Origin of the sequence: Photobacterium sp., assembly GCF_033720175.1 — a bacterium.
In the GTDB taxonomy this organism is placed as follows: domain Bacteria; phylum Pseudomonadota; class Gammaproteobacteria; order Enterobacterales; family Vibrionaceae; genus Photobacterium.
The window spans coordinates 100,525-125,291 of record NZ_JAWWDA010000014.1 but is presented as its reverse complement, the minus strand read 5'-3'; the positions used below and the strand labels follow the sequence as shown (position 1 = coordinate 125,291).

The following is a 24,767-nucleotide window of genomic DNA, read 5'->3' as shown; positions in this document are numbered from 1 at the left end:
ACTTAAGAAGGCCGCGAACTCGCGGCCTTTTTTGACGTTCATCTATGAGTTATAGATACCGTCAGTAATAGTCCGCATTATTGGCATAGCATTGCTCGAAACCATCGCTCCAGCCACTGGCGTATTTCATGTCGGCCAACATCCGCTCCGGATCACGACGGAAGCCATCGATATACGTGGTCGTTTGTTCTTTACGGCTACTGCAGCCGTCCTGGTAGCCATCAAGATAATCACGGGTAAAACCTAACTCCGCCAACTGATCATGTCGGGTCGCACACCCCGCCATTCCCGTTAATAACAATAATCCAGTGAGGAACAGGCTAAATCTTATTGTTGGCCTCATAGCAGTACTCCACTGAAAAACAATTGCGATACCAATAAAATAAGCATACAAACACAAATTTTTCTAGTTTATATTTAAGACTTAGCTTGCTCATTATTCATCACAAAATTTTCAGGTGCCCCTGCCCTCCTGCACTTATGAGGTTCCTGTCGCAAATTTATAAATACACACCACATTTCACATTAAACTGTGGCTTCCATACTAAATTTATTCTCTCTAATCGTTAAGAATACGGTTAATAAAAATAAATAATATGGAAGTCAGACGTTGGCCAGTCAAAAACAGTTAAGTGTTTTCTATCAGAGGATTACTGAACAATGGGGTAATGCCCATGGGCTTCGTACTATTTGTGAATTAACATGCCGTAATTTCAGCGAAAGTTTTGGAGTGATCCACAGCCAGCTCTTGGTCGCTTATAAATCGACATGGAAAACCTTGCTCGATATGGATCATGAAGGGATTCACTACCAGTTTCCCCCTGTCGCCGTTGGCGGCAATATAGGTCTTCCGAGCGATCATATCACTGAGGCCATCAGTAGTCACAGGCCGCAATATACCAGCCATGGCAGCATTAAACGCCTATGGTTACCGCTAGAGCGCCGATCAAGTATCATCGGCTGCTTAATTGTCGATCTTCCCGCAGAAACAGAGTATGCCTGTAAGGATTTTTCGCTGTTGGCAACCCTGCTCGCCTCCGAACTCGATGCCGGCTTGCTCGGCCAGACAATAAAAGACGAGCATTTGGGACGCCGTTCGGCTGAACGGGAATTACAAATCAGCCAGCATGAACAACAAAACCTGTTACAACAGCTTCAGGCCTTACATGACATTTCCTTTAAGCTATGGCGGGCAGACTCGATGAATAGCATGCTATTTACCGCGGTAGAAGAAGGGAAAAAACAGTTACACCTCGATCGTATGGCCATTTTTCTCTTTGCAAAAAACCAGCGCATGCGCGGGACTTATGGCACAGACATTCACGGTAATACGGTCGATGAGCATTACTTTGAATCGGAAATCCCCGATCTGTGGTTTACCGCCCATACCGTGTCAAATGAGGAATACCTTGCGATTGAAAACAATACGCCTTTATACCATGACCTGAAGCAGGTCGGCTTTGGCTGGAGTGCTTATATCTCACTGTGGGATGAAGATACGCCTGTCGGCTGGATTGCTTGTGATAACCTGCTGACTGGCAAGCCTCTGCATGATTACCACCATTACCTGCTCAAACAGTTTGGTTTTATTGTCTCGCAGCATATCGTGCGCCGCCAGGCTGAAGAAAGCCTGATCAGGCTGAACAAAGAGCTGGAACAGCGTGTCGCTGAGCGAACCGCCGAGCTGGAACGGGTAAACGCCAGACTCGAAATAATCTCCAAACTCGACCCCCTGACTGGCGTGTATAATCGCCGGGTTTTCGACCAGAAAATTATGGATGAATGGCATAGGGCTGAACGCCACCAGCTGCCATTTTCCCTGCTCATCATGGATGTTGATCACTTTAAAGCGTATAACGACCAATATGGTCATGCTGCCGGTGATCAGTGCTTAAAAGTCATCGCCACCACACTGGCTCAGCTTGAACGGCGAGCTGGTTCGCTCTTTGCCCGCTATGGCGGCGAAGAGTTTGTGCTGCTATTACCCGGCCAGGATCATAATGCCGCAATTTTTGCGGCTAAACGCGCCTTATCTGCAATTCAAAAACGGCAGCTGCCAAGACAGTACGGCGTCGACGACGCCCCCGACATTGTCACCATCAGCATTGGTGTCAGTACCATGATCCCGTCGATACACAGCTCTCCCGATGAATTCTTCAAGCGGGTCGACATAGCCCTCTATGAGGCTAAATCCCAAGGCAGGAACCGTTACTGCATTATTTAGCCTTTTTCTGCTTGGTAGACCGCCTCTTTTTACCCGCTTGTCTCGGCTCGGGGGATTTCAATTCACGCAAACTAATAGGGACGTCGCTGTACTTTACCTTATCCATCAGCTGATGGACTTGCTGCTGTAAAGCGTCCATAAATGGTTGATAGGCACATTTTTTATCCGCCATATCTTGCAACTGATGCTCCCAATGAGCCGTCATATCCGGATAAGTGGCTTCATCTGGCAAGGCATATACCAGCCCTCTGCCCGCTTCTGTCGCATGAATGTTCTTGCCCTGCCGCTTCAGCAACTGCCGTTTAAATAAAAGCTCTAATATACCCGCACGCGTCGCTTCAGTTCCCAGACCATCGGTATCTCGCAGAATTTTTTTCAGCGAAGCATCCGAGACGAACCGGGCGATCCCCGTCATCGCCTGCAGCAATGTCGCTTCAGTGAAGGCTTTCGGAGGCTCGGTCATTTTATCTTTGATCTCGCCATTGCGGCAGGTTAATACTGTCCCTTTTTCAAGTGGCGGCACTTTATCAGCCAATCCCTTATCAGCCTGATCATTGACAGAATCATCTCGCCCCAGTAGCGCACGCCATCCACCGCTCATCAACTGGCGACCACGGGCAATAAAATGCCCCTGAGCAATAGTAAAGACTAACTTCGCTTCGGCATAAACAGCCGCCGGATAAAACTGCATCAAATACTGACGGGCAATCAACTGGTAAACTTTGCTTTCGCTGGCACTCAAGATGCCGGAATTAATCTGCTTAGGCGTCGGAATAATCGCATGGTGAGCATCGACTTTTTTATCATTCCAGGCTTTTGATTTCAGTGACAGGTTTGCCCCTTCACCCGCCTTGGCCAACTCACCGGCATTACTGACAATCGCCTGACAGACATCTCCGGCTTGCTTAAAATGCTCGTTTGGCAGATAACGGCTATCAGAACGAGGGTAAGTGATCACTTTGTGTTTTTCATACAAAGACTGACAGTTAGCCAGTACATCGGCCGCGCTCATACCGAAACGCTTTGCAGCATCGATCTGTAACGCAGACAAGGAGTACGGCAACGGCGGTGCCTGGCGGGTTTCCTTTCGCTCTGATTCAGTGACTTCGGCGGGCTGACCTTTAATTCGCTTAACTACGTTTTCACACAGCTGGCGATTGAGCACTCGCCCGTCTTCATCTTGCCAGGGCTGACAGGCTTCACTGGGCTTCCAACGCGCTCGGATGTCCATATCCTGATATGGGATTAAGGCAAAGACTTCGTAAAATGGCTTAGGCTTAAAATTCGCAATCTCATCATCGCGTCGGGTGACCAAGCCTAATATCGGAGTTTGAACTCGACCAACAGACAAAACGCCGCGATACCCCCCTTTCTGTCCAAGCAAGGTATAGGCCCGGGTCATATTCATTCCGTACATCCAGTCTGCACGTGATCGCGCTAAAGCTGAAACCGATAACGGAATAAAATCGCGGTTACTGCGCATTGTTGCCAATGCCCGCTTGACGGCGGCAGGGTTTAAATCTGAAATCAGCAGGCGCTGGATCTCGGCTTTTTTCTTGGCCGATAATTTCACATAATCAATAACTTCATCAACCAGCAGCTGCCCCTCCCTGTCGGGATCACCCGCATGCACTACTTCCGTTGCCAGCTTCGCTAATTTACGAATAACGGCCAATTGCTGCTTTGCTGACTTTCTTGCGACAAGTTGCCATTGCTCGGGAATAATCGGTAAATCCGCCATATTCCATTTTTTATATTTTTCATCATAGGCATCCGGTTCGACTTGTTCGAGCAAGTGACCGATACACCATGTCACAATATCCCCGTTCCCCGTTTCAATGTAACCATTGTTATTTTTATGAGGGCGAGGTAAAACCGCGGCAATAGCACGGCCCAAACTGGGCTTTTCTGCAATATAAAGACGAGTCATCCGGTTAATCGGGTTAGTGTTATTTGAAGGAAACTCTATCGAAAGAATGAGATGAGGACAAGATGTTACTGGATAAAAAAACAGTACCAAAGGAAGGGGCTGCGAATTTCGAGATACTAATGCCTCGAAATTCGCGTCTAGAAACTAGGAACTATGCTCGCCCAACCACGCTCTGACCTCATCGAAATCACCACGAAAGACTATCCGATCGGCTTTTTTACTCAGCTGATAGGTATACATCGGATCGTAATACTCTTCGAGCAAAGGTCGCAACCAGGCATCATGTCCGGCAAGGGAGCCGTTATTCAGCTGAACTTGGACTGCTAGCTGTTGTGCGGTCAGCAATTGTTCATGGCGCTGCAGGCCCAGTCGCTTGCGAATACCGTACATCCCTTTTTCAAGGTAATCAGCAAACAGCTGCCAGCCCTGTTCTTCGCCATGGAGGGCTACAAAATCACGCTGCATGCGTACTACGTAATCCGCTAATAAACGCTCAAGGCGAACATCTAGCGGATCATCGACAATGGCGATTTTGGCGTTTTGCATTGCCGCGTTGATCGATAAAGGTACACTGGTCGAGCCAATTGCACGGCCTTCATCTTCAAACACAAATTGTTCACACCCTGACGCTTGCTTTTTCAGCATCTCAACGGCCAGTGTATTTTCGAAATCAATTTGTGTTCGCTGCGAGGTAACATAACGGCCAAACGATGAGCCACGGTGATTTGCGGCCCCTTCCAGATCAATACCATTGGCAAGCTGATTCACCATGATGGTTTTACCACAACCGGTATTGCCGCCGATCAAGGTCATGGGTTGCTGAGCCACCTGATCTATCGTATCGATCAGGAAACGGCGCAGCGCTTTATAGCCACCGACAACCATCGGGTAATCAATGCCCGCTTCTTTCAGCCATTGCTGAGTAATCCGCGAACGCAATCCACCCCGGAAACAATACAGATACCCCGTCGGGTTGGCGTCACAAAACGCACTCCACTGCGCGACACGCCTGGCTTTTTCGTCACCATTGACTAACTGGTGACCTAAAGCAATCGCGGCTTCCTGGCCGTTTTCTTTATAGCAAGTGCCGACCGCTTTACGCTCATCATCTGACATCAGTGGATTGTTGATCGAAGCTGGAAATGCACCTTGACTGAACTCTATCGGTGCACGCATATCCATTAACGGCGTGTCATTGACCAACAGCTGGCGATAATCTTCACAATTTGGACGCGGCATTAACAAATCTCAACCAGGATTTCGCCATCTTGGGGCAGTAGTTCACCAATGGCTTGCAGCTCAATACCATGTTTTTCTGCCACTTCCTGAACCTGATATTCCGCATCAGCGGTTACAGCCAGTAATAAACCGCCAGAAGTTTGCGGATCACACAAGAGTGCTTTCTGCTTATCCGTTAATGCACCAATCTTGCTGCCATAACTTGCATAGTTACGCTCTGTACCACCCGGGACACAGTTTTGAGCGATATAGTCAAAAACACCCGGCAAGTGGGGAACGCTATCAAACCATACATTCGCCTTAACTTGACTGCCTTCACAAATCTCGCTCAAATGCCCCAGCAGACCAAAACCGGTGACATCTGTCATCGCTTTTACGCCTTCAACATTGGCAAAATCAGCACCGGGGATATTCAATTTACACATCCAGTCACGGGCCAGGCCCTGGTGCTCGTCGGCAAGCTTGGATTTTTTCTCGGCCGTTGTTAATACGCCAATTCCTAACGGCTTGGTTAAAAACAGTTTACAGCCTGCTTCAGCACGGTTGTTACGCTTAACCCGATCCGTGTCGACAATACCGGTTACCGCCAGACCGAAAATAGGCTCAGGCGCATCAATCGAGTGGCCACCGGCGAGGGAGATCCCCGCTTCACGGCAAACAGAACGACCGCCTTCAATTACCTGTTGGGCAATTTCAGGATCCAATACATTGACAGGCCAGCCAAGGATCGCAATCGCCATAATTGGCTTACCGCCCATCGCATAGATGTCGCTGATCGCATTGGTTGCGGCAATGCGGCCAAAATCATACGGATCATCGACGATAGGCATGAAGAAATCCGTCGTACTGACCACTGCCGTGCCATTTCCTAAATCATAAACGGCGGCATCATCTTTACTTTCATTACCGACCAGCAGGTTAGGATCAGTGAACGGTGCTAACTGAGTTTGGAGAATAGTATCAAGAACTTGAGGAGAAATTTTACAACCACATCCTGCACCGTGGCTGTATTGAGTCAGACGAACGTTTTCCATGACACACTCCGGAATAACAAAGAGAGCCAAGGATTCTACTCCTGCGAACCAGATGTGTCACCCTAACCTGCGAATGTTGATTATAAAAAGAGAATTAGCAGGAAAAGGTAAGGCTACAGATATTCAACAAACTGTCCGATATCGCGTTCATGTACTTTCGCCTCACGGCAGGCTGGCGACCCTATATAGAGAAAACCGACAATTAAATCATGTCCAGTCACCCCCAAAGCTTCACGTACGATCGGATGATAAGCCCATTTGCCGGTTCGCCAGAAACCGGAGAAGCCTTGCGCTACCGCAGCCATTTGCATCGCGTGTACTGCACACCCTGCCGATAAGTGCTGTTCAACAACCGGTACTTTTTCATGCTCGGTGACTTTAGCCACCACAGTGATCACCATCGGAGCACGGAACGGCGATTTACCCGCTTTTTCGATCTCGGTATTATCGGCACCATCAGCTTTTGCTGCCTCGACCAGAATATCGGCTAATTTTTGCAGCCCTTCACCTTGCGATACGATAAAGCGCCATGGGGTTAAACCGGCATGATCCGGTGCTCTCAGCCCAGCCCGAAAGATATTATTTAACATATCACCCTGTGGAACCGGCTCCATCAGTTTTGGCAATGAACGTCGATTTAACAAAAGTGCTAGCGCATCCATGGTGACCTCAAATACAAATGATTATTATTGTTGTTATATCACAAAAATGATGACAAAAAACCATGAATATTATGAGGTTCAAAGCTTGCTTACTCGTGTCCAGCCTGTCCGCTCTTCAGCGTAACTACAGCTTTGCAGCCAACTCAACCGCTTCGCGGATCACCCGATTAGCATCCACCTCACCCGCGACCTCTGCACCGCCAATCACATGAACATTCACATTCATGGCCTTGAGCTCTTCAGATAGCTGCTCAACAGAACTCTGCCCCGCACACAGTACGATATTATCAACATCGAGAATGCGCGACTGGCCTTCAACGGTAATATGCAGCCCCTGCTCATCAATTTTGTCGTAGCTGACACCACCAAGCAGTTCAACACCACGTTTTTCCAGTACTCGCCGGTGGATCCAGCCCGTGGTTCTGCCCGGCCCTTTACCGACCTTGCCCGGTTTACGCTGCATCAGCCACACTTGGCGAGGGCTCATGTGCTGCTCAAAGGGACACAACCCACCTGCATGTTCAATCGTTTTATCAATTCCCCAGTCTTTGAGCCAGCTATCTAAATCATGATGGTCGGGTTCGGTTAGCATGGTAGAAACATCTACCCCGATCCCCCCTGCACCAATGACGGCAACCTTCTGGCCCAGCTGAACCTTATCACGGATCAGGGTCTGGTAATCGATCACCTTATCACTCTCGACACCCGGAATATTAGGCAGGCGCGGTTTCACCCCTGTGGCAACAATCACTTCGTCATAGCCTTTTAATTCATCCGCTTCGACCGCATGCCCCAGTGTCACGTTTACCCCGGTCTGTTCTAAACGGCGAGTGAAGTAGCGAATGGTTTCTTTAAATTCTTCTTTCCCTGGAATTCGCATCGCCAGATTAAACTGCCCCCCGACGTACTCATTCATATCAAACAAATCGACGTCAAAACCACGCTCAGCAGCCGCAGTCGAGAAGGCTAAACCGGCAGGCCCCGCACCAACCACCGCCACTTTTCGCTTATTGGCCACAGGGGTCAATACCAACTCTGTCTCATAGCATGCCTGCGGATTGACTAAGCAACTTGCACGTTTACCGGCAAACACCTGATCCAGACAAGCCTGATTACAGCCAATACAGGTATTGATATCATCCGCCCGATCTTGCTCAGCTTTGACCACAAAATTCGGATCCGCAAGAAATGGACGAGCCATCGAAATCATATCGGCCTGCTCAGACGATAAGATGTCTTCGGCCACTTGCGGGGTATTAATACGGTTAGTGGTAACTAATGGAATATTAACTTCGCTTTTCAGTTTTTCCGTTACCCAGGTAAAAGCGGCTCGTGGAACTTGTGTCGCAATGGTTGGTATGCGGGCTTCATGCCAGCCAATCCCGGTATTCAGGATAGTCACCCCCGCTTTTTCCAGTTCTTGCGCAAGTGTGACCACTTCTTCCAGGGTGCTACCCTGCTCAACCAGATCCAGCATAGACAAACGGAAGATGATGATGAAATCATGTCCGGTGCGCTTACGTACCGCTTCTACCAGCGCTATCGGGAAGCGAATACGGTTTTCATAGCTACCGCCCCATTCATCATAGCGATGATTGGAGCGCTTACAGATAAACTGGTTTATCAGGTATCCTTCAGACCCCATGAGTTCCACCCCGTCATAACCAGCTTCACGGGCAAGTTCTGCACTTTTTGCAAAGGCTTCGATCGTTTTATGGATCTGCCGAGAACTCATTGCACTGGGGGTAAATTTGGAGATTGGCGATCGAATCGCCGAAGCACTAACCGCAAAAGGATGCATTGCATAACGACCCGCGTGAAGAAGCTGCAATGCAATTTTGCCGCCCTCTTCATGAACCGCATCAGTGATCACCCGGTGGGCACGCGCTGCACGAGCAGAACTGAACTCCGCACTGAGCGGGTGCAACCGGCCACGAAAGTTAGGTGAAAAACCGCCAGTCACAATCAGCCCAACACCACCTCGGGCACGAGCGGCATAGAATGCCGACAATTTCTTAAAGCCGTCACGAGACTCTTCAAGGCCGGTGTGCATTGAGCCCATTAGAACTCGGTTCCGTAGCTGGGTGAAACCAAGATCTAAGGGCGCTAACAGATGAGGGTAAGATTTATCGTCCATGGCTTCCGTTCTTTTTTGGTTATGGTCTGACCAGTATATTGCACAACGGTAACTTTTTTCAAACATTTACCTACATTAATACAACATCTCACACTTTCAATCGGTTCTTCGGCTCCCAAATGGAAAAACAATGGATGGATTTGTTACTGAAATTCCATGTTGAGTAAGTTACGATAAGGAATAAGAATCATCATCAGGAACGTGCATGAAAGTGATATTCAAAGGCATTGGAAAAATATTCCAAGCTATCTGGAAACTGATCAGTTTCACCCGGCAATTTATTCTCAATCTTTTCTTCTTAATCATTGTCGGTACAATTATCGTTGTGCTAAGCCAGGATAGCCAAGAGCCTGAGTTACCTGAGGCTGCCGCATTGGTTCTGGATTTATCCGGCCCAATCGTTGAACAGCGCAGCTATATCAATCCAATCGATAGCATTGCCAGTAATGTTTTAGGTCAACAGCCTGTACAGGAAAATGTACTGTTCGACATTGTGGAGACAATACGGACGGCTGCCACTGACCCGCGTATTACCGGATTAGTGCTGAATCTGAAAGGCATGGCAGACACCAACCTGACCAAATTGCGTTATATTGCCAAAGCCATTAATCAGTTCAAAGATGCCGGAAAACCGGTTTATGCGTTTGGTGATAACTTCAGCCAGAGTCAATACTATCTCGCCAGCTACGCGGATAAGGTGTCCATGTCACCTGACGGCGGCGTGATGCTAACGGGCTATGGCAGCTACACCCTTTACTACAAAAGCCTGTTAGACAAACTCAATGTTAATACCCATGTATTTCGCGTGGGAACTTACAAGTCTTTTGTTGAACCTTATACCCGTGATGACATGTCATCCGCGGCTCGTGAAGCCAATACCGTCTGGTTAAATCAATTATGGTCAGCTTATACGGCAGATGTGGCACTCAACCGCAATATTGAAGCCGCTTCGTTAACCCCGGACCTCGATAGTTTTGTCGAGCAACTCACAGCCGTTAAAGGTGATTTTGCTCAGCTAACGCTTAATATGGGTTTAGTGGATGAACTCATCTCTCGCCCTCAGCTTCGTCAGAAAATGATTGATAAATTTGGCAGCGACGGTGACAGCAGCTTTAATCAAATCAGCTACTATGACTACCAGCCAACAATCGTCAAAATGGACTTGCCAAGTCCAAACCAGATCGCCGTTGTTGTTGCCAGTGGTGCCATCATTGACGGTACACAGCGCCAAGGTACCGTGGGTGGCGATTCAACCGCACACCTGCTGCGCGAGGCGCGTTTAAATGATGATGTCAAAGCGGTAATTCTACGTGTCGACAGCCCTGGCGGCAGTGCTTTTGCGTCCGAAGTGATCCGCAATGAAGTCGATGCGCTAAAGCTGGCAGGTAAACCTGTCGTCGTTTCCATGTCGAGCCTGGCTGCATCAGGCGGCTACTGGATTTCATCAAGTGCCGATAAGATCATCGCTCAGCCAACAACCATCACCGGTTCTATCGGTATTTTTGCTATCTTGACCACCTTTGAAAAAGGGCTGGAGAAAATGGGGATCTACAGTGACGGAGTTGGGACCACACCATTCTCTGGGGTGGGCGTTACTCGCGAATTACCCGAAGGTGTCGCCCAAGTCTTCCAGCTTGGTATCGAGCATGGCTATCAGCGCTTTATCAGCTTAGTCAGCCAATATCGGAATATGTCGCTTGAGCAAGCAGATGAAATCGCTCAGGGCCGGGTATGGACCGGTCACGATGCACTTAAATTAGGCCTGGTCGATCAGCTGGGGGATTTTGACGATGCCATTATCGCCGCAGCAGAGCTGGCGAAACTTGAGAGTTATGAAATGAACTGGATGGCAGAGCCCCTTAGCCCGGCAGAGCAATTTATCCAGGAATTCGTTGGTGAAGTGAGCGCCGACGTCGCCACTATGGTCGTGGGGCAGCTGCCTGGTGCGTTACAACCTGTCACCCAGCAAGTTGTAACCGATTTGTTCACATTGAATAACTTTAATGATCCAAAAGGGCAGTATGCCTTTTGCCTGAACTGCATCAATAATGAAAAGTGAGATCAGCCCGGCAATGCCGGGCTTTTTTTAACGAGCGTTAACCGTATAATGCGCCCACCAAACCAATAAGTCTGTGCCTAAATATGGAAAGAAAACACATTTACATTGCTTACACCGGCGGAACCATTGGTATGCAGAAATCAGACCATGGTTATGTTCCTGTTGCTGGTTTCATGGAAAACCAGCTGGAAAGCATGCCGGAATTCCATCGTGCAGAAATGCCCAAATTCACTATCCATGAGTACGAACCTCTTATCGACTCTTCGGATATGACGCCAGCGGATTGGCAACGCATTGCTGATGATATTAAAGCAAACTACGACAAGTATGACGGTTTCGTCATTTTACATGGTACGGACACCATGGCTTACACTGCTTCTGCTTTGTCGTTTATGTTTGAAAACCTTGATAAACCAGTGATTGTGACCGGCTCACAAATTCCACTGGCAGAACTGCGTTCAGACGGTCAAAGCAACCTGTTGAACTCACTTCACATTGCGGCAAATTACCCGATAAATGAAGTGACACTATTCTTCAACAACCAGTTGATCCGTGGAAACCGAAGCACTAAAGCTCATGCTGACGGCTTTGGCGCCTTCATTTCACCCAACCTGCCACCGCTGCTGGAAGCAGGTATCAACATCAAGCTGAACAATGTTGAATTAGACAAAAAGCCGGAAGGTAAATTTAAGGTACACACAATCACACCACAACCCATTGGGGTGATTACAATGTACCCGGGAATTTCACCAGAAGTGATCCGGAACACGTTAAAACAACCAGTTAATGCAATGATTTTATTGACTTTTGGCGTGGGTAACGCACCGCAAAATCCAGAGCTGCTTAAACAGCTAAAAGAAGCGACTGATCGCGGGGTTATCGTGATGAACCTGACGCAATGCCTGTCAGGCAGGGTGAATATGGGCGGTTACGCAACGGGCTGTGCACTGGCTGATGCGGGCGTTCTCAGTGGATATGATATGACACCTGAAGCCGCGTTGGCAAAATTACACTTCCTGTTAAGCCAGAATCTGCCACTGGAAACGCTTCGTAGTAAAATGCAGCAAGATCTGCGTGGTGAATTGACCCTCTGATCACACCGTCAGATAATATCTCCACATCATCATAAAAGAGCTGAATTTAATTCGGCTCTTTTTTTACGGCTACACTTATACCAATCATATAAATACCAATCACACTTCTATCTGTCACATCAAGAGCAAACGAATTAGTGTATTGGAATAAATACAGTTTTATCGGTCTGAACCAACCAGAGACACGCTTATGATTTTACACGGTGCACCTATCTCTCCATTTGTCAGAAAGATCATGCTGGCACTTGCCTATAAAGGGATGTCATATGATTTGCAGCCGCTTAACCCCTATTTAGAGAAAGAGTTGGCGCAAAAACGCCATCCTATGGGAAAAGTGCCGGTGTTGGAACACAATGGCCACAGCATTATGGACTCAACGGTCATCGCTCATTATCTGGATGATATCTGTCCGGTTCCCCCTCTTTACCCTGGCACGGCGGAGCATCGGGCCCAAATCCGCTGGTTGGAAGTATATGCGGATACCAGGCTAACGTCGCTGGTCAGCGGGGTGTTGTTTTATCAGAAGATCATGCGGGGTAAAATGCTGAATAAAAGCGTTGATGAGGATGCCATTGCTGAGTGCATGCACCATCACCTGCCTAAAGTACTGCAATACCTGGAAGAACAAATTCCAGAAAAAGGGTATGTTACCGACCATTTTTCCATGGCGGAAATCAGCCTGTGGAGCATTCTTCGAAATGGCTGGATGGCAGGGCTAAGGCTGGCTCCTCATTACCCCAAACTGCATGCCTATATCACAGCAATAGAGCAAGAACCGTGGATCGCTAATTTAATCAGCGAAGAAGATCATGAACTCAGCAGTTTTTATTGCGAACCCATGATCTTTAATAGCTATCATCTTTAATCGCTATCCGCTTTTATCATTATGGTTTTTACTAACAACTAGACGTAACTACATGTCACCATGACCAAAACGGGCGATATCATCCTGAGTGGCGCTTTCGCCCCCAAATTCACGCTTTAGATCCGCTTTAGACTTAAATTTAATTTCACCACCGACCTCGACGGACATATGTTCAGCATTCGTGTTATGACGAGATTGGTATAGCATCACCGCTTGAAGCGCCGAATCTCTTTGCTCTGCCGTTAAAGGGGTACCATCAGGCCACCGACCGATTTCCACTGCCGTTAAGATTCGCTGGTAAACATCAGGCGTCATTGCGGCTAATAATTGTTTTACATCCATTCACAAGCTCCATTGCACACTAAAAAGGCACTGAACTCCGCACCCTGAGGGAGTTTGGGCATACAGTCAAGTGAGAGCAGCAATTTTGCTTTCGGGATCACAGAGCCGTCAGTGATACCCTGGCAGATTACTGAGACCTCTATTCACAAAAAGTTAAAATTATCGCTGTCTTACGTTTTTTTTATTGAGTTCGTATAATATAAAAACCGAACTTTTCCCTACTAACCCGATGAGTTGTCAATATTATATGCGTATTACTAACCGAAACCTTGGTTACTTAAAGCCTGGTCACCTAAAGCTTGGCCTGGTTGCGCTTTGTATTTCCCTGCTCAGCGGCTGTTATGAACGCCACCGCACCACAGACAGTCTGTGTGAAGCTTACCCCTCACTCTGTGCTGAACTGAATGTCAATGATGGCCAGTGCCGGATCCAGCGTTCCAACCTGATATGGCAACGTTATGATGTTTTGAAAAGTCCCACTGACGCAGAAAAATTCAAAGAATTAAAACTCACCTATAACTATCAGGTCTGTCTGGAGTATGCCGCACGCATAGAGCCGACAGAATTGAAAGAACGCAAATCGCGTCGCATGAGTGCACTGCTCCATAGCTACGATTCTATTCGGCGTCTGAATCAGGAGTTGGCCAGTTCTGAAGATCCAAATATCATCTACTATCGCTGGAGCCAGGGCGATAAAAAAGCACTTCGTCAGTTTTTGCTGCTCGAAGGCAGCGCTAAGCTCGAAACCCCGGAACTTCAACTCGCGCTGGCCACCTACTACACTGACAAAGATAAAGAGAAGACATTAGAAATACTGTCTCATGCACTTGAGCTATACGAAGAGGACCAGCCGATAAAGCCGGAAATTATTCTGAGCCTTGCGACAATATCGCATCAGCAGGGTCTGGCACACCATGCTTATATATGGGCAATAGTAGGTGGCGACTTCGATATGCCCGTCGTCAGGCCTGACAGGCTTGCTGGGTTCTATCCTATGGAAGATGCCGAACGCGAAGCGTTGAATGCACAAGCTAAGAAAATCACAAAAGCACTCAAGAACGGTGATTTTACGGCTGATATGGTGAAATAAAACCACAAAAATAAATCACTCTTATTATCTGTATTACCAGATCAATATTTTATGACTGCATATTATTCTGGCGACGGTATGAGACTGAAAAGGTCACTTTCTCCTTTTTAGTCTCAGCCAGAAAATTATTCGTCAGCCTTAAACATAAGAGAAACTGAATTTATACAATATCTTTCGCCGGTTGTTTTTGGCCCGTCCGGAAAAACATGCCCCAGGTGACTATCACAATTTGCACAGCGAATTTCAATGCGATGCATGCCATGGCTATTATCGTCAATATACCTGATAGCCTTATCGTTCAATGGCGCATCAAAACTGGGCCAGCCACAGCCTGAGTCATACTTGTTGTCGGAAAGAAATAAGGGCTGTTCACAACAAGTACAGCGATAAATCCCAGTATCTCGGTTATGAAGTAAGGTGCCAGAGAACGGCGCTTCTGTCCCCTGTTCACGACAAATTTTATACTGTTCTTCTGTTAATTTTTTTCGCCAATAAGCATCTGTTTTGTCTGTCATTTTAGATCCTGCTTTCATTCCTTTCTGTTCAACTTGGCATTTAAGGTTGCCAATTATCACAACTGTAGCACATACTTTCTGCTTTAAAGATTTGTTTACTTACCTAATTCAGTTTTTCTGTTTTGGGTATCCATATTAAAAGTTAACAACTACTTTTGCGGGGAATTGAACAAATCACGTTCAAATTACCGTCGTTGTAGAAGGAATGTAAAAAAAATCCGAACATTTTTTTGACCTTAAGCAATTTAAGTTCGTTTTTTGCTTGCAGGGTCACTAAGTATTCTGTAATTTTACTACCAGTTATCTTTCATTAGAAATTAAGTTGTGGAGCAACTGTAATGACTATCAAAGTAGGTATTAACGGTTTTGGCCGTATTGGACGTTTTGTTTTCCGTGCATCTGTAGAGCGTAACGACATCGAAGTTGTTGGTATCAACGACCTTATCGACGTTGAATACATGGCTTACATGCTAAAATACGATTCAACTCACGGTCGTTTCAACGGTACTGTTGAAGTTGAAGGCGGTAACCTGATCGTTAACGGTAAAACAGTTCGCGTAACTGCAGAACGCAACCCAGAAGACCTTAAGTGGGACGAAATTGGTGTTGACGTTGTTGCTGAAGCAACTGGTATCTTCCTAACAGACGAGACTGCACGTAAGCACATCACTGCTGGTGCTAAGAAAGTTGTTCTTACTGGTCCATCTAAAGACGCAACTCCAATGTTCGTTATGGGTGTTAACCACGAGACTTACGCAGGTCAAGACATCGTTTCTAACGCTTCTTGTACTACTAACTGCCTAGCGCCAATCGCTAAAGTTCTTAACGACAAGTGGGGCATCGAATCTGGTCTTATGACTACTGTTCACGCTACTACTGCAACTCAGAAGACTGTAGATGGTCCTTCTGCTAAAGACTGGCGTGGTGGTCGTGGTGCTTCTCAGAACATCATCCCATCATCAACTGGTGCTGCTAAAGCAGTAGGCGTTGTTCTTCCTGAACTAAACGGCAAACTAACTGGTATGGCTTTCCGCGTACCAACTGCTAACGTTTCTGTTGTTGACCTAACAGTTAACCTTAAAGAAGCTGCTTCATACGCAGAAATCTGTGCTGCTATGAAAGCTGCATCAGAAGGCGAAATGGCTGGCGTTCTTGGTTACACTGAAGATGCAGTTGTTTCTCAAGACTTCATCGGTGAAGTTCAGACTTCAGTATTCGATGCAACAGCTGGTGTAGCGCTGACTGACAAATTCGTTAAAGTTGTATCTTGGTACGACAACGAAATCGGTTACTCAAACAAGGTTCTTGACCTTGTAGCTCACATCTCTAAGTAATTGCTACTTAGTTGAGTGATAAAAGGCGGCTGATAGCCGCCTTTTTTGTGTCTGATTTTCAAGAAACTAAAATAACGTCGATCTCAACGACCAAAGCCACCTTCTATACTCTTCACAAATTTAACAAATTTACTTTCATAAACCTTAATACTTTTAAACACAAAATAAGTTTCTATCCCACTGCTTATCACTGCCGCTTTCTGAGATAATTACTGGAATAGATATTAAAATTAAGGAAGAATTGATGGATTTTAGTAAGCTTCATACGATTAATGTACTTTCAGATGCCGTAACTATCTGTCAATTTCAAGACGTGAAAATAGTTCGCATTATCCACCAAGCAGCAGAGGCTGGCATCTCTCTGCACGGCGGCCACCTCGTATGGTATAAACCTGCGGGCGAACAAGACGTGATCTGGCTCAGTGAAAAAGCCGAATTTGACACACAAAAGGCTATTCGTGGTGGCATTCCGATCTGCTGGCCATGGTTTGGCAAAGCAGGTAGTCCATCTCATGGATTTGCCCGTAACAGCCAATGGACACTCCACGAGCATCGTGAAAGTGAAAAAGGAGTCATTGTCGCTCTCACTCTGGAAGACAGTGAAGAAACACGTGACATCTGGCCGCACAAATTTCATAACCAGATTACGTTTGAGTTTGGCCACGAGCTAAAAGTTCACCTGACGTCGACCAACACTGACAGCCATGAATGGGCTTATAGCGGTGCCCTGCACTCTTACTTTAATATTAGCGATATCAACACTGTGTCTATCACAGGCATGGGTGATAAATATCTCGATAGCGTTCAGGGTAATATTGCGTGCGAAGGGGGTGAAAGACTGGCCATCAGCCAGGAAGTTGATCGCGTTTACACTGAACCGAAAAATCCGATTACGATCGCAGACCCACATAATCAGCGTCAGATCCATATCGCCAATCAGGGCCACAACGCCGCGGTGATCTGGAACCCGTGGCAGGCACTTTCCGTCAGCATGGCTGATATGGCCGATAACAGCTATGAAACCATGGTTTGCGTTGAATCAACCATACATGGTGAGGGAGTTACACTGGCTCCCGGCGAGTCTCATACCCTGAGTACTATCGTGTCTGTCAGCACGTTATAACATTGTTAATGTCTGCAAAAGTGCCGCAGGGTCCTGCGGCACTTCCTCATACCCATCCCCAAATAAAGGCAGGTGGTATGGACACGCCATCTTGACGCCATTTGGGTATACTATGCCAGCATGTGCGAATTCGCTTCAATGAGTACCCAGCCATTGCCATCGGGATCGGCAAACGTTGCAAATCGCCCCCCCATTAAGGTGACTATTTCTGATAATGTCACCCCCCGATCCGTTAATTCGCTATGGGTAGAATAAATATCATCGGTTTGTACCACCAGCCCCTGAACAGATCCCGCGGTCATACCCGCAAAAGGGATAACTAAACTAATCGTCGTTTCCGCCCCTTTCGGTGCCAGCTGAATCCACCGTCTTTGGTTGGCTACACAATGATCACGAATGAGTTCAAAGCCCAATGCATCACGGTAAAACAACAATGCCTGACTCTGATCGGACACAGGGATCGAGACAGTATCAACGCGTGAAATACCCATAAACCAAGCTCCCTCCTCGACTGCTTTTCCCGCGATTACTGATCAAGCTTAAATCAGAGCGATTGATTTCGCTTACAAATAACACCTATTGCTTGGCCTTTTCGCCTCGATTCTCTGAATTAATAAACCCCCCTCACTTCCGGTTCAAGCCGGAAGTGAATAACTAAACGAATCATGGTGGCAAAACTCAAGGCGGTCAAAAAAAGACCAATCCCTCTATGAATTCGGACTGCTTCATGGCAATAATCAGGTTAGTGCTGATCAATTTCAGTTATCAATGCTGCTGGTGAAAGATTATTCGGTCATAACGACTTATTCTAATTTCAACGATCAAACTCGCATCTTTTCCAAAACAATTACCAACATTTTTTTAACTAACTCCCTTGCACAGCCCATTTTTTAGGAGGATAGTAAGACTGTGTTTAAAAAAACACCACATTCATAAGACCAGCGCAAAAAGGAAATTTATTTATAAACCAACAACTCAGTGAACCAAATTGATCAGTTACGTCTAGTCTTAATATGTGAGGGATGTGAAAGTAATTCTTATTCATCCTTTCTAATTGATCAAAGAATGATTCAGGGGGCATACCATGAGTATTTTTGACCACTATCGTCAACGCTATGAAGAAGCCAAGGATGAAGAGCTTTCGTTGCAAGAATTCCTTGAAATTTGTCGTAATGACCGCAGTGCTTACGTCAATGCAGCAGAACGTTTGCTAATGGCAATCGGCGAACCCGAAATGATCGACACCGCTCAGGATCCGCGTTTGAGCCGGCTTTTTTCTAACCGTGTCATCTCTCGTTATAAAACGTTCGAAGATTTCTACGGCATGGAAGATGCTATTGAGCAAATCGTATCTTATCTGAAACATGCAGCACAGGGGCTCGAAGAACGTAAGCAAATCCTGTACTTGCTTGGCCCTGTCGGCGGCGGTAAATCTTCCCTGGCTGAGAAACTAAAAAGCCTGATGCAGAAAGTGCCCATTTATATCCTGACGGCCAATGGTGAACGCAGCCCAGTTAACGATCACCCATTCTGCCTGTTTGATAAAAATGAAGATGGTGAAATCCTCAATAAAGAATATGGCATCCCTGATCGCTACCTGAATTCCATCGTCTCACCCTGGGCCGCTAAACGCTTGCACGAGTTTGGCGGTGATATTAGCAAGTTCAGGGTCGTCAAAGTGCGCCCCTCTATCCTTGACCAAGTCGGTATCGCCAAAACAGAACCCGGAGATGAAAATAACCAGGATATTTCATCACTGGTGGGTAAAGTTGATATTCGTCAGCTGGAACATTTTGCCCAGGATGATCCGGACGCATACAGCTATTCCGGCGCGCTATGTAAAGCCAACCAGGGTATGATGGAATTTGTCGAGATGTTTAAAGCACCATTAAAAGTGCTTCATCCTCTGTTAACGGCAACTCAGGAAGGTAACTACAACGGTACTGAAGGTCTGTCTGCCCTGCCGTTTGAAGGTATTATTCTGGCTCACTCCAACGAATCTGAATGGCTCACCTTCCGCAATAACAAGAACAATGAGGCATTCCTGGATCGGGTGTACATCGTCAAGGTACCTTATTGCTTACGTGTCTCGGAAGAAATTAAAATATACGAAAAACTGTTGCAGAACAGTGAACTGTCAGCGGCACCATGCTCACCAAGCACCTTGGAAATTCTGGCCCGCTTCACCACGCTTTCGCGCCTGAAAGAGCCTGAAAACTCAAGCTTGTACTCGAAAATGCGTGTTTATGATGGTGAAACGCTGAAAGATACCGATCCGAAAGCGAAATCGTACCAGGAATACCGTGACTATGCCGGTGTTGATGAAGGCATGAACGGTCTGTCGACGCGCTTTGCCTTTAAGATCCTTTCCCGTGTATTCAATTTCGATCACTCTGAAGTTGCAGCAAACCCTGTGCACCTGTTCTATGTACTTGAACAGCAAATTGAACGAGAGCAGTTCCCGCAAGATCAGGCTGAGAAATACCTCGAATTCCTGAAAGGTTACCTCATTCCTAAATACGTCGAATTCATTGGTAAAGAGATCCAGACAGCATATCTCGAGTCTTACTCTGAATACGGCCAGAATATCTTCGACCGTTATGTCAGCTATGCGGACTTCTGGATTCAGGATCAGGAATTCCGTGACCCTGAAACCGGTCAGCTGTTTGACCGTTCAGCATTGAATAACGAGCTGGAAAAAATCGAGAAGCCTGCCGGTATCAGTAATCCGAAGGATTTCCGAAACGAGATTGTTAACTTCGTGCTACGTGCCCGAGCAAACAATGCCGGAAAGAATCCGAACTGGACCAGTTATGAAAAACTGCGCACTGTTATCGAAAAGAAAATGTTCTCGAATACCGAAGAGCTGCTTCCTGTCATTTCATTCAATGCCAAAACATCGACTGATGAGCAGAAGAAACATGATGATTTCGTCTCTCGCATGATGGAAAAAGGCTACACCCGCAAGCAAGTGCGTCTGTTATCTGAATGGTACCTGCGCGTACGTAAGTCTTCATAACATTAAGTATGAAGGCGCGGTGGAATAAATATACAGGGGGGAGAGCTTATGGCGAATTTTATAGACCGCAGGCTCAATGGTAAAAATAAAAGCACGGTGAACCGTCAGCGCTTTTTGCGCCGCCACAAACAGCAAATTAAAGAATCCATTGCTGATGCGGTCAACAAGCGCTCCATCACCGATGTTGAGAGCGGGGAAGATATTACCATCCCTTCTCGTGATATCAGAGAGCCCAGCTTTCACCAAGGCCAAGGTGGACAACGTGAAGTTGTCCATCCCGGCAACGACCAATTCAGTCCCGGAGATCGCATTGAACGCCCACCAGGAGGAGCAGGTTCAGGCGGTGCCGGTGAAGGTCAAGCCAGCCAAGATGGTGAAGGTCAGGACGATTTTGTATTTCAGATTTCCAAAGATGAATATCTTGATTTGTTATTTGAAGATCTCGAATTACCAAACCTTGAGAAGAACCAACTAAATAAAATAGTGGAATGGAAAACCTTCCGCTCCGGGTACAAGTCATCTGGCGTACCGTCCAATATTGCAATTATAAAATCGCTGCAAAATTCATTGGCACGCCGGACGGCTATGACGGCTGCAAAACGGCGCCAGCTTCGGGAGTTTGAGCAAGCTTTAGAGTTGCTGCAAAACACCGAACCCGCACAACCGTTCGAGGAAGAAAAAGTTAAGCTGAATATCCAGGACCTGCGGCAAAAAATCAGCAGTGTGCCGTTTATCGATACGTTTGACTTGCGCTACAAAAATTATGAACGTCGACCTCAACCCACCAGCCAGGCGGTGATGTTCTGCCTGATGGATGTATCAGGCTCGATGGATCAGGCGACTAAAGATATAGCCAAACGCTTTTACATTCTGCTGTATCTGTTCTTAAACCGAACGTACAAAAATGTCGATGTGGTGTTTATTCGCCACCATACTCAGGCAAAAGAAGTGGATGAACATGAGTTTTTCTATTCACAGGAAACGGGGGGAACCATAGTGTCAAGTGCGCTTCGACTGATGGATGAGATCATCAAGAAACGCTACTCTCCTGCAGAATGGAACATTTATGCTGCACAAGCATCAGATGGCGATAACTGGGCTGACGATTCCCCGGGATGTCGCGAACTGCTAAACAAGCATATTCTGCCGGTTACCCGCTACTACTCGTACATTGAAATTACACGGCGGGCACACCAGACACTGTGGCGAGAATATGAAGCACTGCAGACAAGCCATGCCAACTTTGCCATGCAGAACATAAGGACTGTGGATGACATCTTCCCTGTGTTCCGGGATCTATTCAAGAAGCAAGTCAGCTAGCGGCAGCTTAGCTTTGCCTGACGCGTAGTCTTAGATGTCAATAAGCCTTAGGGGGAGTGTGTTATATGGTTACAAAGACAAAAACACTCAGTGATGGTCCTGATTGGACATTTGACCTGCTTGAGCAATATCACCGGGAAATTATCCGCGTTGCCAAGCACTATAGGCTGGATGCCTATCCAAATCAGATTGAGATCATCACCGCAGAGCAAATGATGGATGCGTACTCAAGCATCGGTATGCCAATCAATTACCATCACTGGTCATTTGGTAAACGCTTTATTGAAACAGAACGTGGCTACAAGCATGGTCAGATGGGGCTCGCTTATGAAATAGTCATTAACTCCAACCCATGTATCGCTTATTTAATGGAAGAAAATACCATTACAATGCAGGCGCTGGTCATGGCGCATGCTTGCTATGGTCACAACTCCTTCTTTAAAGGCAATTATTTATTCAAAACGTGGACTGATGCCAGCTCAATCATTGACTACTTATTATTTGCCCGGAAGTACATCACCGAATGTGAGGAAAAGCACGGCGTGGAAAACGTCGAAAGACTGCTCGACTCTTGTCATGCCTTGATGAACTACGGCGTCGACCGCTATAAACGTCCACAAAAAATCTCATTAGTGGAAGAAACTGCACGCCAAAAAGCACGTGAAGACTATCTGCAAACTCAGGTTAATGCGCTGTGGCGTACCATTCCCAGCCAGGAAGAGAAACAAAGTCAGTCAGAGGAAATACGTTTCCCCTCAGAGCCACAAGAAAATATTCTCTATTTCTTCGAAAAGCATGCACCTTTGCTGGAGCCCTGGCAGCGCGAGATCATACGTATTGTACGTAAAATCAGCCAATACTTTTACCCACAGAAGCAAACCCAGGTAATGAATGAAGGCTGGGCTACCTTCTGGCACTACACCATTCTCAACCACCTGTATGACGAAGGCTTAGTGACCGATCGTTTCATTATGGAATTTCTTCACAGTCATACCAATGTGGTGGCACAGCCTGAATACAACAGTCCTCATTACAGTGGTATTAACCCGTATGCTCTCGGGTTTGCCATGTTCCAGGATATTCGTCGGATCTGTGAAACCCCCACCGAAGAGGACAAACAGTGGTTTCCTAATATTGCCGGAAAGGATTGGTTAGAAACGGTTCACTTTGCGATGGAAAACTTCAAAGATGAAAGTTTTATCAGTCAGTTTTTATCACCTAAAGTGATACGGGACTTCAAGCTCTTTGCGGTGAATGATGATGATCGGCATAACTACGTCGAAGTAGATGCTATTCATAACGATGAAGGGTATCAGGCCATTCGCGAGAAGCTCTCTTCCCAATATAACCTCAGTAATCACGAACCGAATATTCAGGTCTGGAATGTGGCTTTGAAAGGTGACCGCTCGCTGACCCTGAGGTACATACCACATAATCGCGTGCCACTGGCTGACAGCTACCATGAGGTGATCAAACACTTGCATCGGATATGGGGGTTTGACGTCACGCTAGAAGAAGAGATGCCTGATGGCAGAACCCAAATTCTAGCAACCTGCCCGAAACGTAACCAATACAATACGGAAATATAAGGTTGAGAATTGAGAATTATGACAACAAAATGGAGAGGCAATGCCTCTCCATTTCTATCTGTTTATTAGGGCTTCAATTCTATGAATCGCTTTGACTCGACTCTAGTATCTAGAAATTCGTATCGAGATACTCGCCCCTAATACATCATTGTTCTTCTTCGTACAAATAACGCGCAATATCAACGCGATTACTGTACCAAATCGCACCACTGTCGCGGCCATACTTCTTAATACGATCAGCGACAAGTTCCGGCTGATTATTATCACAGTATGATTTTATATCGCGGTAGAAATCCAGTGCTAACTGGCAAGCTTCTGAACTCATGAAGTAGTAACCACCAACACGGGTATAGATCTTACGCAGACCATTAATGGTTAGCACATATAAGGTATTACCCGACTTTCCGGCCATGCCCTGGAACATCTGGTAGTCAAAGTAATTAAAAGCACGCGCCCTGCAAATTGCTTCACACAATTCAGGTTGATCTTTCGCGTACTTATCATTGATTTTTTTTACTTCTTGCATCAGCTCGATTTTTTCATTTCGGCTTTCGATAAAGTCGATGAAGCTATCAGCCTCGAGAAGTTTTTCACAAGAATCAATAACATAATCAAGTAGCTTACTGGATTCCTCGCTATTACCTTTGATCGCATAGCGCATGTAAACACTACTGATATCGGTACGAGCAGACAGCAGATCTTCAAGAACGCTCTGAACATCCTGACCGTCCAGGGTGATCAAAGTATCAAGAATACTCAGACCTGAGGTCTCCATGTAATTATTTACCCGGGTAGGCTTACCATGCTGAATGGTCAGCCAGCCATCACGTGCCAAGCGCTGCAACACCTCTCGCAATGTGGTACGAGTTACGCCAATCAGTTCTGATAATTCACGTTCAGCAGGAAGAATAGAGCCCTGAGGGAAGTGACCATTCCAGATACTTTCAATGATGTACTTCTCAGCAAATGTTGCTGGGCTATCAGCCTTTATAACCATCTAATTACTTTTCCAATTTGCTTCTTGCTTATATTTTATGAACTCATCATACCACCAGTTCTGCAATAGACGAAACCGCGGTGAAAAATGATCCATATATTGAATTCAAGTTAGGCTGCTAAGTTTGATATTGCGCAACATTTGCTTACAATTTTAACGGTAAATTGCACTACTGGTATTCTGGCACATCATAA

General features: G+C 46.4%; 20 protein-coding genes. 10 read left to right on the top strand and 10 right to left on the bottom strand.

The window, feature by feature from the left end:
* Nucleotides 1–61: 61 nt before the first annotated feature.
* A complete protein-coding gene (locus tag R3289_RS15615; protein WP_318926616.1) occupies nucleotides 62–343 on the bottom strand; it encodes a hypothetical protein in 282 nt (93 codons plus the stop codon).
* 267 nt (nucleotides 344–610) lie between these two features.
* Here R3289_RS15615 and R3289_RS15610 point away from each other — a divergent pair, with 267 nt between their 5' ends.
* Complete coding sequence (locus tag R3289_RS15610) at nucleotides 611–2,224, top strand: GGDEF domain-containing protein (RefSeq protein WP_318926615.1); 1,614 nt, start codon at nucleotides 611–613, stop codon at nucleotides 2,222–2,224.
* Here R3289_RS15610 and R3289_RS15605 read toward each other — a convergent pair.
* The 5 genes from R3289_RS15605 to R3289_RS15585 form a co-directional block, all read right to left on the bottom strand.
* Nucleotides 2,217–4,154, bottom strand: coding sequence for a DNA topoisomerase III (locus tag R3289_RS15605; RefSeq protein ID WP_318926614.1), 1,938 nt, complete (start codon nucleotides 4,152–4,154; stop codon nucleotides 2,217–2,219). The genes R3289_RS15610 and R3289_RS15605 overlap by 8 nt on opposite strands.
* A 144-nt stretch (nucleotides 4,155–4,298) precedes the next feature.
* On the bottom strand, nucleotides 4,299–5,393 hold the full coding sequence (mnmH, locus tag R3289_RS15600) for a tRNA 2-selenouridine(34) synthase MnmH (protein WP_318926613.1): 1,095 nt from the start codon (nucleotides 5,391–5,393) through the stop codon (nucleotides 4,299–4,301).
* Nucleotides 5,393–6,427, bottom strand: coding sequence for a selenide, water dikinase SelD (gene selD, locus R3289_RS15595; protein ID WP_318926612.1), 1,035 nt, complete (start codon nucleotides 6,425–6,427; stop codon nucleotides 5,393–5,395). The genes mnmH and selD overlap by 1 nt, the downstream gene beginning before the upstream one ends.
* A gap of 113 nt (nucleotides 6,428–6,540) precedes the next feature.
* The gene (locus tag R3289_RS15590) at nucleotides 6,541–7,089 is read right to left on the bottom strand and encodes an NAD(P)H nitroreductase (protein WP_318926611.1); all 549 of its coding nucleotides are present in this window, start codon (nucleotides 7,087–7,089) and stop codon (nucleotides 6,541–6,543) included.
* A 124-nt stretch (nucleotides 7,090–7,213) separates the two neighbouring features.
* Nucleotides 7,214–9,226, bottom strand: a complete 2,013-nt coding sequence (locus R3289_RS15585; RefSeq protein ID WP_318926610.1) for an FAD-dependent oxidoreductase — start codon at nucleotides 9,224–9,226, stop codon at nucleotides 7,214–7,216.
* Nucleotides 9,227–9,431: 205 nt separating this feature from the next.
* On the opposite strand from R3289_RS15585, the gene sppA reads away from it, so the two are divergent.
* The 3 genes from sppA (at nucleotide 9,432) to R3289_RS15570 (ending at nucleotide 13,244) form a co-directional block, all read left to right on the top strand.
* Nucleotides 9,432–11,285, top strand: a complete 1,854-nt coding sequence (sppA, locus tag R3289_RS15580; protein ID WP_318926609.1) for a signal peptide peptidase SppA — start codon at nucleotides 9,432–9,434, stop codon at nucleotides 11,283–11,285.
* A gap of 83 nt (nucleotides 11,286–11,368) precedes the next feature.
* Nucleotides 11,369–12,379 (top strand): asparaginase, encoded by a 1,011-nt coding sequence (gene ansA / locus R3289_RS15575; RefSeq protein WP_318926608.1) that lies wholly within the window; start codon nucleotides 11,369–11,371, stop codon nucleotides 12,377–12,379.
* Between the two features lie 190 nt (nucleotides 12,380–12,569).
* The gene (locus R3289_RS15570) at nucleotides 12,570–13,244 is read left to right on the top strand and encodes a glutathione S-transferase family protein (protein ID WP_318926607.1); all 675 of its coding nucleotides are present in this window, start codon (nucleotides 12,570–12,572) and stop codon (nucleotides 13,242–13,244) included.
* A gap of 48 nt (nucleotides 13,245–13,292) precedes the next feature.
* Here the strand turns inward: R3289_RS15570 and R3289_RS15565 are convergent, their stop codons facing one another.
* Nucleotides 13,293–13,586, bottom strand: a complete 294-nt coding sequence (locus R3289_RS15565) for a YeaC family protein (RefSeq protein WP_318926606.1) — start codon at nucleotides 13,584–13,586, stop codon at nucleotides 13,293–13,295.
* A 247-nt stretch (nucleotides 13,587–13,833) separates the two neighbouring features.
* Between R3289_RS15565 and R3289_RS15560 the strand changes: the two genes are divergently transcribed.
* The gene (locus R3289_RS15560) at nucleotides 13,834–14,676 is read left to right on the top strand and encodes a DUF2989 domain-containing protein (protein ID WP_318926605.1); all 843 of its coding nucleotides are present in this window, start codon (nucleotides 13,834–13,836) and stop codon (nucleotides 14,674–14,676) included.
* 125 nt (nucleotides 14,677–14,801) lie between these two features.
* On the opposite strand, the gene msrB is transcribed toward R3289_RS15560, so the two are convergent.
* Nucleotides 14,802–15,191, bottom strand: coding sequence for a peptide-methionine (R)-S-oxide reductase MsrB (gene msrB, locus R3289_RS15555; RefSeq protein WP_318926604.1), 390 nt, complete (start codon nucleotides 15,189–15,191; stop codon nucleotides 14,802–14,804).
* A gap of 338 nt (nucleotides 15,192–15,529) precedes the next feature.
* Between msrB and gap the strand changes: the two genes are divergently transcribed.
* Nucleotides 15,530–16,525: a type I glyceraldehyde-3-phosphate dehydrogenase gene (gene gap, locus R3289_RS15550; RefSeq protein ID WP_318926603.1), complete on the top strand. Its 996-nt coding sequence runs from the start codon at nucleotides 15,530–15,532 to the stop codon at nucleotides 16,523–16,525.
* A gap of 244 nt (nucleotides 16,526–16,769) precedes the next feature.
* Complete coding sequence (locus R3289_RS15545; RefSeq protein WP_318926602.1) at nucleotides 16,770–17,648, top strand: D-hexose-6-phosphate mutarotase; 879 nt, start codon at nucleotides 16,770–16,772, stop codon at nucleotides 17,646–17,648.
* Between the two features lie 110 nt (nucleotides 17,649–17,758).
* On the opposite strand, the gene R3289_RS15540 is transcribed toward R3289_RS15545, so the two are convergent.
* Nucleotides 17,759–18,139, bottom strand: a complete 381-nt coding sequence (locus tag R3289_RS15540) for a VOC family protein (protein WP_318926601.1) — start codon at nucleotides 18,137–18,139, stop codon at nucleotides 17,759–17,761.
* A gap of 593 nt (nucleotides 18,140–18,732) precedes the next feature.
* Here R3289_RS15540 and R3289_RS15535 point away from each other — a divergent pair.
* The 3 genes from R3289_RS15535 to R3289_RS15525 all read left to right on the top strand — a co-directional run bounded on the left by R3289_RS15535 (nucleotide 18,733) and on the right by R3289_RS15525 (nucleotide 23,576).
* Entirely contained in the window at nucleotides 18,733–20,667 is a 1,935-nt protein-coding gene (locus R3289_RS15535) for a PrkA family serine protein kinase (protein ID WP_318926600.1), read from the top strand.
* A gap of 48 nt (nucleotides 20,668–20,715) precedes the next feature.
* Nucleotides 20,716–21,987 (top strand): YeaH/YhbH family protein, encoded by a 1,272-nt coding sequence (locus tag R3289_RS15530; RefSeq protein ID WP_318926599.1) that lies wholly within the window; start codon nucleotides 20,716–20,718, stop codon nucleotides 21,985–21,987.
* Nucleotides 21,988–22,052: 65 nt separating this feature from the next.
* Nucleotides 22,053–23,576 (top strand): SpoVR family protein, encoded by a 1,524-nt coding sequence (locus tag R3289_RS15525; protein ID WP_318926598.1) that lies wholly within the window; start codon nucleotides 22,053–22,055, stop codon nucleotides 23,574–23,576.
* A 145-nt stretch (nucleotides 23,577–23,721) separates the two neighbouring features.
* On the opposite strand, the gene fadR is transcribed toward R3289_RS15525, so the two are convergent.
* Entirely contained in the window at nucleotides 23,722–24,573 is an 852-nt protein-coding gene (gene fadR, locus R3289_RS15520; RefSeq protein ID WP_318926597.1) for a fatty acid metabolism transcriptional regulator FadR, read from the bottom strand.
* Nucleotides 24,574–24,767: the final 194 nt, after the last annotated feature.

Bases quoted from the DNA above. Each gene is read 5' to 3' on its own strand.
- R3289_RS15530 (WP_318926599.1), top strand. From the start codon at position 20,716: ATGGCGAATTTTATAGACCGCAGGCTCAATGGTAAAAATAAAAGCACG.
- R3289_RS15540 (WP_318926601.1), bottom strand. From the start codon at position 18,139: ATGGGTATTTCACGCGTTGATACTGTCTCGATCCCTGTGTCCGATCAG.
- mnmH (WP_318926613.1), bottom strand. From the start codon at position 5,393: ATGCCGCGTCCAAATTGTGAAGATTATCGCCAGCTGTTGGTCAATGAC.
- ansA (WP_318926608.1), top strand. From the start codon at position 11,369: ATGGAAAGAAAACACATTTACATTGCTTACACCGGCGGAACCATTGGT.
- R3289_RS15570 (WP_318926607.1), top strand. From the start codon at position 12,570: ATGATTTTACACGGTGCACCTATCTCTCCATTTGTCAGAAAGATCATG.
- R3289_RS15535 (WP_318926600.1), top strand. From the start codon at position 18,733: ATGAGTATTTTTGACCACTATCGTCAACGCTATGAAGAAGCCAAGGAT.
- R3289_RS15525 (WP_318926598.1), top strand. From the start codon at position 22,053: ATGGTTACAAAGACAAAAACACTCAGTGATGGTCCTGATTGGACATTT.
- R3289_RS15590 (WP_318926611.1), bottom strand. From the start codon at position 7,089: ATGGATGCGCTAGCACTTTTGTTAAATCGACGTTCATTGCCAAAACTG.
- sppA (WP_318926609.1), top strand. From the start codon at position 9,432: ATGAAAGTGATATTCAAAGGCATTGGAAAAATATTCCAAGCTATCTGG.
- fadR (WP_318926597.1), bottom strand. From the start codon at position 24,573: ATGGTTATAAAGGCTGATAGCCCAGCAACATTTGCTGAGAAGTACATC.
- R3289_RS15585 (WP_318926610.1), bottom strand. From the start codon at position 9,226: ATGGACGATAAATCTTACCCTCATCTGTTAGCGCCCTTAGATCTTGGT.
- selD (WP_318926612.1), bottom strand. From the start codon at position 6,427: ATGGAAAACGTTCGTCTGACTCAATACAGCCACGGTGCAGGATGTGGT.
- gap (WP_318926603.1), top strand. From the start codon at position 15,530: ATGACTATCAAAGTAGGTATTAACGGTTTTGGCCGTATTGGACGTTTT.
- R3289_RS15545 (WP_318926602.1), top strand. From the start codon at position 16,770: ATGGATTTTAGTAAGCTTCATACGATTAATGTACTTTCAGATGCCGTA.
- R3289_RS15560 (WP_318926605.1), top strand. From the start codon at position 13,834: ATGCGTATTACTAACCGAAACCTTGGTTACTTAAAGCCTGGTCACCTA.
- R3289_RS15615 (WP_318926616.1), bottom strand. From the start codon at position 343: ATGAGGCCAACAATAAGATTTAGCCTGTTCCTCACTGGATTATTGTTA.
- msrB (WP_318926604.1), bottom strand. From the start codon at position 15,191: ATGACAGACAAAACAGATGCTTATTGGCGAAAAAAATTAACAGAAGAA.
- R3289_RS15605 (WP_318926614.1), bottom strand. From the start codon at position 4,154: ATGACTCGTCTTTATATTGCAGAAAAGCCCAGTTTGGGCCGTGCTATT.
- R3289_RS15565 (WP_318926606.1), bottom strand. From the start codon at position 13,586: ATGGATGTAAAACAATTATTAGCCGCAATGACGCCTGATGTTTACCAG.